This is a genomic window from Borborobacter xinjiangensis (assembly GCF_047739745.1).
In the GTDB taxonomy this organism is placed as follows: domain Bacteria; phylum Pseudomonadota; class Alphaproteobacteria; order Rhizobiales; family Rhizobiaceae; genus Pseudaminobacter.
The window spans coordinates 413,678-425,705 of record NZ_JBLLVA010000002.1 but is presented as its reverse complement, the minus strand read 5'-3'; the positions used below and the strand labels follow the sequence as shown (position 1 = coordinate 425,705).

12 protein-coding genes are annotated in these 12,028 nt (G+C 60.5%); 1 reads left to right on the top strand and 11 read right to left on the bottom strand.

Annotated features, from left to right (window positions below):
* Positions 1–212: 212 nt before the first annotated feature.
* Positions 213–566 carry a VanZ family protein gene (locus tag ACLKMW_RS04350; protein WP_415723139.1) on the top strand — a complete coding sequence of 118 codons (354 nt, stop codon included), beginning with the start codon at positions 213–215 and terminating at the stop codon, positions 564–566.
* Positions 567–802: 236 nt separating this feature from the next.
* On the opposite strand, the gene ACLKMW_RS04345 is transcribed toward ACLKMW_RS04350, so the two are convergent.
* From ACLKMW_RS04345 to ACLKMW_RS04295, 11 genes are all read right to left on the bottom strand, one after another.
* Positions 803–2,941 carry a sodium-translocating pyrophosphatase gene (locus tag ACLKMW_RS04345; protein WP_415723138.1) on the bottom strand — a complete coding sequence of 713 codons (2,139 nt, stop codon included), beginning with the start codon at positions 2,939–2,941 and terminating at the stop codon, positions 803–805.
* 252 nt (positions 2,942–3,193) lie between these two features.
* Positions 3,194–4,402: an MFS transporter gene (locus ACLKMW_RS04340; protein WP_415723137.1), complete on the bottom strand. Its 1,209-nt coding sequence runs from the start codon at positions 4,400–4,402 to the stop codon at positions 3,194–3,196.
* The gene (gene nusB, locus ACLKMW_RS04335; protein WP_415723136.1) at positions 4,399–4,902 is read right to left on the bottom strand and encodes a transcription antitermination factor NusB; all 504 of its coding nucleotides are present in this window, start codon (positions 4,900–4,902) and stop codon (positions 4,399–4,401) included. The genes ACLKMW_RS04340 and nusB overlap by 4 nt, the downstream gene beginning before the upstream one ends.
* Before the next feature lie 5 nt (positions 4,903–4,907).
* On the bottom strand, positions 4,908–5,363 hold the full coding sequence (gene ribH / locus ACLKMW_RS04330) for a 6,7-dimethyl-8-ribityllumazine synthase (protein ID WP_415723135.1): 456 nt from the start codon (positions 5,361–5,363) through the stop codon (positions 4,908–4,910).
* A gap of 119 nt (positions 5,364–5,482) precedes the next feature.
* Positions 5,483–6,100: a riboflavin synthase gene (locus ACLKMW_RS04325; protein ID WP_415723134.1), complete on the bottom strand. Its 618-nt coding sequence runs from the start codon at positions 6,098–6,100 to the stop codon at positions 5,483–5,485.
* Positions 6,100–7,221, bottom strand: coding sequence for a bifunctional diaminohydroxyphosphoribosylaminopyrimidine deaminase/5-amino-6-(5-phosphoribosylamino)uracil reductase RibD (gene ribD, locus ACLKMW_RS04320; protein WP_415723133.1), 1,122 nt, complete (start codon positions 7,219–7,221; stop codon positions 6,100–6,102). The genes ACLKMW_RS04325 and ribD overlap by 1 nt, the downstream gene beginning before the upstream one ends.
* Positions 7,222–7,224: 3 nt before the next feature.
* Positions 7,225–7,692, bottom strand: coding sequence for a transcriptional regulator NrdR (nrdR, locus tag ACLKMW_RS04315; RefSeq protein ID WP_415723132.1), 468 nt, complete (start codon positions 7,690–7,692; stop codon positions 7,225–7,227).
* Between the two features lie 152 nt (positions 7,693–7,844).
* Positions 7,845–9,146 (bottom strand): serine hydroxymethyltransferase, encoded by a 1,302-nt coding sequence (gene glyA / locus ACLKMW_RS04310; RefSeq protein WP_415723131.1) that lies wholly within the window; start codon positions 9,144–9,146, stop codon positions 7,845–7,847.
* A 219-nt stretch (positions 9,147–9,365) separates the two neighbouring features.
* Entirely contained in the window at positions 9,366–10,619 is a 1,254-nt protein-coding gene (locus ACLKMW_RS04305; RefSeq protein WP_415723130.1) for a L,D-transpeptidase family protein, read from the bottom strand.
* A 303-nt stretch (positions 10,620–10,922) separates the two neighbouring features.
* Positions 10,923–11,438, bottom strand: a complete 516-nt coding sequence (ldtR, locus tag ACLKMW_RS04300) for a transcriptional regulator LdtR (protein WP_415723129.1) — start codon at positions 11,436–11,438, stop codon at positions 10,923–10,925.
* Positions 11,439–11,603: 165 nt separating this feature from the next.
* Complete coding sequence (locus tag ACLKMW_RS04295) at positions 11,604–12,020, bottom strand: DUF6163 family protein (protein WP_415723128.1); 417 nt, start codon at positions 12,018–12,020, stop codon at positions 11,604–11,606.
* Between the last annotated feature and the right edge of the window lie 8 nt (positions 12,021–12,028).

Sequence of the window (12,028 nt, the reverse complement as noted above, 5' to 3'; positions counted from 1 at the left end):
CCTCATTTGCAGACTTATGGGCCGAAATTCGGCTGAAGTTATGAGTCTCTCCGGGCCGCTAAGTCTGCGATATACTGTCGGGCATGCATGCAGGCTTACGAGTCGAAATGCATCCGGCTTCTCCTTATGGCTGATCGAGCATCCCCTACTGGCCAGTTGTGATCCGGATCGTCCGTGTTGGATTGTACCGCTACTGCTGGCGCTTGGAGATCATGGCGAACATCATCTCGAAAATTCTCGCGTGGCTGAGCCTCACGGCCATAGCGATTGCCACCATCGGACCAATAACCATGCGGCCGGAAAGCGGAGCAGCCCCAGATTGGGAGCGGTTCGCCGCTTTCGCACTGGTTGGCTTCCTGTTTTCGTTCGCCTACCGGAAGCGATTTATGCTGGCGTTGCTGATCTTGCTGGCGTCCGCGTTGGGACTGGAAATTTTGCAACTCGTCGTACCGGGCCGCCACGGGCATGTATCCGATCTGCTCGTAAAGATTACTGGCGCAATGCTCGGAGTCATTGTCGCTGTTGCAATGGGTCGGATGTTGCGCATCGATCGGTCAGCATCCTGAGCCTGATCGCTGTCAACGAGCGCTCAGGAAGTTGTTGCGCGAGCTGCAATATGCGCGACCGGCCAGACAGCAGCGAGGAAAGACGCACGTCAAAACCGCCGAACTGACCGAACTCGGCAAGAAATCGCTCAGACTCAGGAACCGACGCTGAACATCCGGGAGGTGCCCTCGCCCAATCGAACAGAAACCCGCGGAGCGATCCGCGGGTTTCTTGGCTCGGAGACGATACTCAAGGCTTAGTGCGCGAGTATGGCCAGAAGCAGCAGGGCGACGATATTGGTGATCTTGATCGCCGGATTGACAGCGGGGCCGGCCGTATCCTTGTAGGGATCGCCGACCGTATCGCCCGTGACGGAAGCCTTGTGTGCTTCTGAACCCTTGAGGTGCTTGACGCCATCCTTGTCGCAGAACCCGTCCTCAAACGACTTCTTGGCGTTGTCCCACGCACCGCCGCCCGAGGTCATCGAAATCGCGACGAACAAGCCGTTGACGATGACGCCAAGCAGCGAAGCGCCAAGCGCTGCAAAGGCCGACGCCTTGGAGCCGGAGATCAAGAGCACGCCGAAATAGACGACAAGCGGCGCCAGCACCGGCAACAGCGAAGGCACAATCATTTCCTTGATCGCCGCCTTGGTTAGGAGATCGACCGCGCGAGCGTAGTTCGGCTTTTCCGTACCCTTCATGATGCCGGGCTTTTCGCGGAACTGCCGACGCACCTCCTCGACGATCGAGCCTGCGGCACGTCCGACCGCCGTCATCGCAATGCCGCCGAACAGGTAAGGAATGAGGCCGCCGAAGATCAGCCCTGCAACCACGTAGGGGTTGGACAGGTCGAAGGAGACGGTGCCCATATCCTGAAAGTAGGGATATCTGTCGCCGTTGGCGGCGAAGAATTGCAGGTCATTGGAATAGGCTGCGAACAGCACCAGCGCGCCGAGGCCCGCCGAGCCGATCGCATAGCCTTTGGTGACGGCTTTCGTCGTGTTGCCGACCGCGTCCAGTGCGTCGGTGGACTGGCGCACTTCCTTCGGCAAGCCAGCCATTTCGGCGATGCCGCCGGCGTTGTCCGTCACCGGGCCGAAGGCGTCGAGCGCCACGATCATACCGGCAAGCCCGAGCATCGTGGTCACTGCGATCGCCGTGCCAAACAGCCCGCCGAGCTGGTAGGTCGCGATGATGCCGCCGACGATTACGATCGCCGGAAGAGCCGTCGATTCCAGCGAAACCGCCAGACCCTGGATGACGTTTGTGCCGTGACCGGTCACGGAAGCCTGTGCAATCGAGTTGACCGGGCGCTTGTTGGTGCCGGTGTAGTATTCGGTGATGACGACGATCAGTCCGGTGACCAGAAGACCGATCAGGCCGCAGATGAACAGGTTCTGGCCGCTGATGGCAATGCCACCGCCGGTGCCGATCTCGCCCCAGCCGACGGTCAGCGAGGTCGCCGCGCCCAATCCGATCACGGACAGAATGCCGGTGACGATCAGACCCTTGTAGAGCGCGCCCATGATGGAGCCGTTCGAACCGAGCTTGACGAAGAATGTGCCGATGATCGAGGTGATGATGCAGGCGCCGCAAACGGCGAGCGGATAGAGCATGACGGTGCCGAGCATGGCAGTGCCGCCGAAGAAGATGGCGGCAAGCACCATAGTGGCAACGACCGTCACCGCATAGGTCTCGAACAGGTCGGCGGCCATACCGGCGCAATCGCCGACATTGTCGCCGACATTGTCCGCAATGGTTGCCGGGTTGCGCGGATCGTCCTCCGGAATGCCGGCCTCGACCTTGCCGACAAGGTCGCCGCCGACATCCGCACCCTTGGTGAAGATGCCGCCGCCGAGACGGGCGAAAATCGAGATCAGCGAGGCGCCAAAGCCGAGTGAAACCAGCGAGTCGATGACCGTGCGGTCATCGGGAGCGAGCCCCATTGGGCCGATGAGGACCCAGTAATAGACGGAGACGCCAAGCAGCGCCAGGCCGGCAACCAGCATGCCGGTGATCGCCCCAGACTTGAAGGCAATGTCGAGGCCGGCAGCAAGGCTGTTGGAGGCCGCTTGGGCAGTTCGAACGTTGGCACGCACCGAGACATGCATGCCGATGAACCCGGCCGCGCCGGAAAGCACTGCACCAATCAGGAAGCCGATCGCGGCTGTTATGGACAACAGCCACCATGCAAGAAGAAGCACCACGACGCCGACAATGGCGATGGTGGTGTACTGACGCGCAAGATAAGCCTGGGCACCCTCACGGATGGCGGCTGAGATTTCCTGCATGCGTGCGTTGCCCTGGTCGGAAGCAAGAACCGACTGTGTCGCCCAGATGGCGTAAAGGACAGAAAGCAGGCCGCAGGCAATGACGACGTAAAGCATGGTCATATGCCGATCTTCCCTGATTATGGGCCCGGCAGAACCCCTCCCCGGGCCGCGCGATGAAAACCGGTGGCGATATGCCGCACCGGCTACAGCCCTTTGTGCGAAACGGGTCAAGGAAGGTCAAGATGTTGTTTGGATTTTGCTCTGCTTTCAGCCGAAATGCAGGTTTGGACAAGTAGACGCATACTAATATCTAAAGGATCAAGCTTGTGCCCCGCCGTCTATTCGGCGCCGGGTTCCAGGCGTGGCGACGAGTTAACGACTCTGGCGCTGGACCTTGCTGGAGAAGGAGAGCGCCACAAGCGCCGCCAGGCAGATGGCCGTGACAGGAAACACCACCCAATTGAGCATTTCCCAGCCATAGGCATTGTAGACCCTGCCGGACATCAGCGATGCGAAAGCGACGCTGCCGAACAGAACGAAATCGTGAAAACCTTGGGCGCGACCCTTTTCGGAAGGGAGATAGGTTTCGGCAACGAGCGCGGTCGCACCGATGAAGCCGAAATTCCACCCGAGACCGAGGAGGATAAGCGCCACCCAGAACTGCCAGAGCTGGATGCCCGACAATGCCACCAGCGCACAACCTATCAGCAGTGCGAAACCGGCAACGACAATCCTGTGCGCGCCGAAACGCTGAATGAGTCGGCCGGTGAAAAAGCTAGGCGCAAACATCGCCATCACATGCCAGGAGATGCCGAGCGTCGCCTCGTCGGCCGAGAACCCGCAGCCGACCATCGCAAGCGGTGCGCCCGTCATGACAAAGCTCATAAGCGAGTAGGAACCGACCGCGCAAAGCAGCGCGGCCATGTAACGCGGCTGCGAGATGACCTGCAGCGTGGAGCGGCCCTGGCCATCGGCTACGGCATGTTGCGCTGAGCCGGGATTTGTTCGCAGAAAGGATAGGATGACCGCCCCCGCCGCCGCCAGAGCGATGATCGCGGCGAAGGAACCCGCGAACATGATCGGCGCAAACAGTTCGCGCGTGAAAATGACGATCTGCGGCCCCAATACGGCGTTGACCACTCCGCCGGCAAGCACCAGCGAAATGGCGCGCGCCTTGAGCTGGGGCGGGGCATTGTCGGCTGCGGCGAAACGAAACTGCTGGACGAATGCCGCGCCGAGGCCGACGATCGTCATGCCGGCCGTGAACAGCCAGAAATCGCTGCGAAACAGACCAAGCGTCGAGACGAACCCACCGAGCGCGGTCACGAGCGTGCCGCTCTGAAAGCCGCTGCGCTGGCCGAGAAGGCGTATGAGGGCGGCGGCCGGCAGTGCCCCTAACGCGACACCAAGACTGAAGCCGGTGATCGGGACGGTCGCCAACGACTTGTCGGCATCGAGCAGGTAGTGCCCCGCGAGCGCACCGAGCGCGAAACAGATGGGAACCGCTGAGCCGACGATCGCCTGTGCCGCAGCAAGGATGAAGATCGTTCGCTGGGCCTCGCGCGCGGCGATATCGGTCATGAGGCGGCGTCCTTGCCTCTTCCTTCGCCGCGCACGCGGCGCGCGACACGGTCGAGGACGGCGTTCACCAGCTTGGGCTCATCCTCGACATAGAACGCCTTGGCGATATCGACATATTCAGACACGATCACAGCGACGGGTACATCGCCGCGCTGCATCAGTTCGTATACTCCTGCACGCAGGATCGCTCGCAGCGTCGAATCAAGCCTTGAAAGCGGCCAGTCCTCGGTCAGCGCCTTGCGGATGACCGGATCGATGGTCTTCTGATTCTCGACAACGCCGGCAAGTATGGCCCGAAACCACTGCGCATCGGCTTCGCGGTAAAGAGCGCCATCGATCTCCTTGCCAAGTCGGAATGCCTCATATTCGGCGGTTATCTCAAGCAGGCCGGCGCCAGCGACATCCATCTGATAAAGCGCCTGCACGGCGGCAAGACGCGCAGCACCGCGCTTGTTGGCTTGGCGAGGGCCGGATTGGCCGGTTCCGGTAGGGTCGCTCACCAGCATCAGGCTCCAAGCTTCTCGCGCAGGTCAATCATGGTCAGGGCCGCACGAGCTGCAAAGCCACCCTTGTCGCCCTCCCCGCGCCTTGCGCGCGCCCAGGCCTGCTCATCGTTTTCGACGGTCAGTATGCCGTTGCCGATAGCAAGCGATTCGTCCACGGCCAGATCCATCAGAGCGCGGCAGGATTCATTGGCGACGATGTCGAAATGATAGGTCTCGCCGCGAATGACCGTTCCAAGAGCCACGAAGCCGTCATAGTGCCTGCCGCCGTCGGCCGCTCCATCGAGCGCGAGGGAAATGGCGACGGGAACCTCCAGTGCACCGGGCACGGTGACCACGTCATAGGATGCGCCGGCTTGCTCGAGCGCCGCCTTTGCGCCTTCCAGCAAGGCATCGGCCAGCTCGTCGTAAAAACGGGCTTCGACGATAAGAAGATGGGGGCTTTTCGAATTGACCATTTTGATGTCTCCGGCGGAGCCGGTCATCTAGGCCGAACGGCAGGAGTAAGCAAGCCGCGCAAACGTCCGAGAGCTTATTGGAGCCGCAGAACAGCCATGCAATTTTTTGTGGTCGGTGTCTAAAGCCCTTCTTTCTCCGCCTGAGCAAGCCGCGCTGCATAACGCGCCATCGTGTCGATCTCGATATTGACCCGGTCGCCGGCCTGCCGCTCACCCCATGTCGTCACGGCCAACGAATGGTGGATCAGAAGCACATCGAACTGCGTGCCTTCCACCTTGTTCACGGTCAATGAAGTGCCATCCAGCGCCACTGACCCCTTCGGCGCGATGAACTTTGCGAGTTCCCGCGGCGCTTCCAGGCGAAAGCGCACGGCATCCCCCTCCTCCGTGCGCGACACGATCTCGGCCATTCCGTCGACATGGCCCGACACGATATGGCCGCCAAGTTCATCACCAATTTTCAGAGCGCGTTCGAGATTGAGGCGTGTACCGGCTTTCCATGCCGATGCAGTCGTCAACCGCAGCGCTTCTTCCCAGGCTTCGACCTCGAACCAGCGTTGGTTCGAGCGATCCTCGGGCAAGGCGACGACTGTCAGGCAGACTCCGCCGCAGGCAATCGACGCACCAATATCGATGGTCTGCGGATCGTACGCCGAGTCGATTCGCAGCCTTACGCCCTCGCGAAGAGGAGATACGCTGGCAATTGATCCGACGTCGGTGACAATTCCGGTAAACATCAGAAATTCCTTGTCCATTCGGCATAGAGGTCGTCGCCAAAGCGAGCCTCGCGCACCAGCCGAAACCCGGTCGGCATATGGTTTCGGTCGACAGGGGATGCAATACCGTCTGCGCCAAGATGAACCGGCCCCTGGAAAATCACCAGCCGGTCGACCATGTCATCTTCCAGGAATGCGCGGGCAGTCGCCGCGCCACCTTCGACCATGACATTCATCATGCCTTGCGCGGCCAGATCCTCCAGCATTTCCGGCAGCGCGATGCGACCTTCATAGGTGTCCGTCGCCAGAAATTTCACACCCTGCGCCTCAAGTTCCGCTCTTCGTCCGGCATCGGCTTCACCGTCTATGGCAAGCAACACCGGCACGGCCTCGGCGGTGCGCGCCAGTTTCGAAGCCGGATCAAGCCGTGCGCTGCGATCCAGCACCAGGCGCGTCGGCGAGCGGCCTTCAAGCCCGGCCAGGCGAACGGTCAGTTCCGGGTCGTCGGCAAGGGCCGTGCGAATCCCCACTACGATTGCATCGGCTTGCGAGCGCATCAAATGAACCTGTCGACGCGATATCGCGCCGGTGATGGCGATTTGCCCCTCACCCGGCCGTCCGATCATTCCATCCAAGGAAAGTGCAAGCTTCAGCGTGACTTGTGGTCGCTTCTTGATAGATCGTATCAGGTAGCCCGCGAGCTGATCGGCGGCTTCCTCTGCCAGAACGCGCTCGGTCACCGCGACGCCCGCCCTCCTCAAGATTGCGTAGCCCTTTCCCGAAACGCGCGGATCGGGATCGCTTGCGGCACCGACGACCCGCGCGATGCCGGCCGTCACCAGTGCGTTGGCGCAAGGCGGCGTGCGGCCATGGTGCGCACAGGGTTCAAGCGTGACGTAGGCGGTGGCGCCGCGCGCCAGTTCGCCCGCCTCCGCCAATGCTTCGGCTTCGGCATGTGGCCTGCCGCCGACAGCCGTGACGCCGCGTCCGACAATTACGGGACCATTGCCGTCGTCGCGCACGATGAGCGTGCCGACCGCCGGATTGGTTGCTGTCAGCCCGGCGTGTTTTCGAGAAAGTCGCAGTGCGGCCGCCATGAAACGGCGGTCTGTCTCGTCGGCCGTTGTCGCCGCGTGCACCATGGCTCAGCCGGCGTCCTCTTCGTCGCCCTTGAGTTCGCCCAGGACTTCATGGAAATCCTTGGCTTCACGGAAGTTCCTGTAGACCGATGCGAAGCGCACATAGGCGACATCGTCGAGCGATTTCAGCGCTTCCATGACCAATCGGCCGATTTCACCGGTCGTAACTTCCACTTCACCGGAGCTTTCGAGCTGGCGCACGATGCCCGTAACCGCGCGGTCGATGCGTTCGGGGTCGACATTGCGCTTGCGAACGGCGATTTCCATTGATCGCAGCAGCTTGTCGCGGCTGAACGGAACCTTGCGGCCGGACTTCTTGACCACGACGAGATCGCGCAACTGCACTCGCTCGAAGGTGGTGAAGCGGCCGCCGCAATCCGGACAGACGCGACGCCTGCGGATCGCCGCCCCATCTTCAGCGGGACGGGAATCCTTCACCTGGGTGTCTACCGACTGGCAGTAGGGACAACGCATTGCTTGCCTTCGACTTTCCGCGAATCCTGTTCGCGTAAGGCTTAGACCATGACGCGCGAAAGTGGAAACCGGATTTCGCCGGCGCCGGTGCCGGTTGGGCGAAGAACAGCCATCGGGCGAGTCCGCCCGATGGTCCATTACGGCGAGAACGCTTATCCCAGATAAGGATAAAGCGGGAAACGGTCGGTCAGTGCCATGACCTTCGTCTTGACCGCTGCCTCGACGGCCGCGTTACCCTCATCGGAATTCGCAGCCTTCAGCCCGTCCAGCACTTCGGCAATGAGGTTGCCGATCTCGCGGAACTCGGCCTGGCCAAAGCCGCGAGCGGTGCCTGCCGGCGTTCCCAGGCGCACGCCGGAGGTGATGAAGGGCTTTTCGGGATCGAAGGGGATGCCGTTCTTGTTGCAGGTGATGTTGGCGCGGCCAAGCGCCGCTTCGGCGCGTTTGCCGGTGGCGTTCTTGGGTCGAAGATCGACCAGCATGAGGTGGTTGTCGGTACCGCCCGAAACGATATCCAGGCCGGTCGCCTTCAGGCTTTCGGCAAGTGCCTTGGCATTTGCCACCACATTCGCGGCATAGGTCTTGAATTCCGGCTTCAGCGCCTCGCCGAACGCCACTGCCTTGGCGGCAATGACGTGCATCAGTGGGCCACCCTGCAAACCAGGGAACACCGCGGAATTGATCTTCTTGGCGATCTCTTCGTCATTGGTAAGGATCATGCCGCCGCGCGGTCCGCGGAGCGACTTGTGCGTGGTCGTCGTGACCACATGGGCATGCGGCAGCGGCGAAGGATGCTGACCGCCGGCCACGAGCCCGGCGATATGGGCCATATCAACCATCAGGTACGCGCCGATCTCGTCGGCGATCTCACGGAAGCGCTTCCAGTCCCAGATGCGCGAATAGGCCGTGCCGCCCGCCAGGATCAGCTTCGGCTTGGTCTCACGGGCGAGCCGCGCCACTTCGTCCATGTCGAGCAGATGGTCGTCCTTGCGCACGCCATAGGAGACGACCTTGAACCACTTGCCCGACATGTTGACCGGCGAGCCGTGGGTCAGATGGCCGCCCGAATTGAGATCGAGGCCCATGAAAGTATCACCGGGCTGCAACAGCGCCAGGAAGACCGCCTGGTTCATCTGGCTGCCGGAATTGGGCTGGACATTGGCGAAATTGCAGTCAAACAGCTTCTTGGCCCGTTCGATCGCCAGTTCCTCGGCGACGTCGACGAACTGGCAGCCGCCATAGTAGCGCTTGCCCGGATAGCCTTCGGCATATTTATTGGTCAGAATCGAGCCTTGAGCCTCGAGTACCGCCCGGGAAACGATGTTTTCGGATGCGATAAGCTCGATTTCATGCCGCTGACGGCCAAGTTCATTGCGGATTGCGCCGAAGATCTCGGGATCGGATTCGGAAAGCGGAGTGCCGAAGAAGGATTCGCGGTGGGAGTCGGCTGCCATGTGGGATCAATCCTTGCTGTGGTATTGTTAACGGCCCGTTCGGCCATGGGCCTCTGCGCGCTCTGCGGGACCATGCCAGTTCGGCGCGCCCTTAGCATAGTTGCGGCGATGTCGCCATGTATCGGACCGCGATATGCCATTGCGCTTTAGGGCAGATTGACGCAATAAACAAAAAGGCCGCCCCAGAAGGACGGCCATTTTGTTTCACGGCAACAGACGTCAAAGCGCTGAAGAAATCTTCAGCTCGTCCACACCGTCACGGGCGTAAACGTCATCGCGGAAGTGCACCACGCCATCGCCGGTCGACCATGCCGAGATGTAAGTGAAATAGACCGGCACCGGGTCGGCAAGCTGCACGGGCGTGCTCTCGCCGGTCTTGATCGTCTGCTCGAAACGCTGGCGGTTCCAGCCATCGGTATTCTTCAGGAGCCAGGTCACCAGATCGCGCACGTTCTGAACGCGCACACAGCCGGATGAATCGAAACGCATCAGCTTGGAGAAGAGGCTCTGCTGCGGCGTGTCGTGCATATAGACGGCGTGCGGGTTCGGGAAGTTGATCTTCACCGAAGCCATGGCATTGATCTTGCCCGGATCCTGACGGAAGCGATACTTCATCGCGTCCTCGGTTGACCAGTCGATCGTCGCGGGATCCACCTCGGAACCATCCGGTGCAAGCAGTCGGATGTTGTTTTCTGTCAGATACTGGGGATTCTTGCGCATCAACGGAATGATGTCCTTCTTGACGATCGATTCCGGCGCATTCCAGTAAGGATTGATGATGACTTCGTTGATCTTCGAATTGAGGATTGGCGTCTGGCGGTCGATCTTGCCGACAATGGCTGTGTGACGCAGGACGACGCGACCGTTCTCCACCGCTTCAATCTGCGCGGCCGGGATGTTGACCATCACGTAGCGGTTGCCAAGGTCGCCCGACATGGTGCGAAGACGCACAAGATTGGTTTCGAGCTGGCCAAGCCGCACCGGCGCCGAAACATTCATCGCCGCATAGGAATATTTACCGAGTACGCCATCAGAAGGCAGCCCGTGGCGGGCCTGGAAGCGCTTGACCGCCGCATCCACATAGGTGTCGAAGGCTGGCGAAATTCCAGCCTGCTGCGAAAGATCGCCGGAAATCATCAGGCGCTGGCGCAGGGATTGGACATCCGCATCCTCGACACCGAGCTGCAATTTCTTGGTCGCCGGCACCACCGGCCAACCGCCTTGGGCTACGATATTCTGATACTGGCCGATCGCAGTCTCCAGATAGGAAACCGTCTGCGGTGAAAAGATTGGCAGGGTCGAAGCCACCTTCCCGCCTTCGCTGGCGCGCGCATCGAACGTGTCGTTCCAGTTGCCGCGTCGCGATGAACCCAGGATATCATTGATCACGTCCTGCGCGAGCGCCGGGCCGGCAAGTGCACTGGCGGCGAATGCTCCCGCTGTGGTGAGAAAGGAACGGCGAGTTGTGTTCATGGACATCCCAGACATCTATTCTGCATGCAGCGCTCGGAACAGCTTTCGCAAATCCTAGCGCTGCCGCGTTAACAATTAGCCAACCATGCCGCCGAAAGTCGTCGACATGTCAAAGAACTGTCGCCGACGATACCCGGCCTCCGAAGCACAAACGCGCGGCCTGATGGAGTATTTCAGCATTTCGGATTTCATTCGAATATGGCGTTTGCGTGGCCGCAATCGGCGCAAGCGCATACGTTCAGGCCGGCGCCTGTCGGACGCCGGCCTTGAAGCTAAGATAAGTGGTCGCGTGTGGCCGTAGGGTCACATGCGATAGGCGATAGTGTCGTTCCAGAACCGGTCGAGGCGCTGCAGTGCGCGATTCATCTGCTTGAACTCCTCGGCGTTGATGCCGCCGACCTGCTCGATCGAGCCGATGTGACGTTCGTAAAGACCTGCCACCACTTCGGCCACTTCCGAACCCTTCTCTGTCAGGCTGATGCGGACCGAACGGCGGTCGATGCGCGAGCGCTGGTGGTTGATGAAACCGAGCTCGACCAGCTTCTTGAGATTGTACGAAACATTGGAGCCGAGATAATAGCCGCGCGAGCGCAGTTCACCGGCGGTCAGCTCGGAATTGCCGATGTTGAACAGCAGCAGCGCCTGAATGGCATTGATATCGCTGCGGCTGTTGCGATCGAACTCGTCCTTTATAACGTCAAGCAGACGGCGGTGCAGTCTTTCGACAAGCTGCAGTGATTCCATGTAAAGCGAACGAATTGCTTCACGACGGTCGTCGGATACGTTTGCGGTCTTCGCCGCCGGACGGGAATTGATCATTGTCTTTGCCTCTCGTTTGTCGCCGGGTGATGTTTTGTTTTTCTCACCTTGATCGCGACACTATCGAATACACATAAAATTCGACTTAAACGCCAAGCTTAACAACGCCTTACTTGAGGCAGGCTTTGGAAGAGGGTTAATAAAACGCAGGCCGGGGGTCGTTTGTTAACCCTGACGCTCCGCCTGCCGTTTCTGCAGGAATATGACCAGCCTGAAGGCCACGTAGAGCAGCGCCACGCAGGCATGGGCGACAACGATGGTGAAGCGGTATCCGAAGAGTTCGGGAAAGCCCGCATACATGATGATTTCCGCCGTCGCGCAAATGAACCATATGACCGGCCCCCAGGACGCAAGCATCCACAGGCCGATCGCCGCAAACGGATAGAAGACGGCGAGCATGACCGATGCGACCTGCCAATAGACCGGCATTCTGTCGAAGCGCCAAAGCGGCGCGTCGTAGAAGCCGATCAACCGGATCCAGTAGAGGATGCCGAAAAAGAGGCAGTATGCGGAGATAATGCGCAAAAACCAGATGAAGGTGACCTCCGCCGCCGAAAGGCCGACGGCGGTCGATCTCGCCATTCGATCAC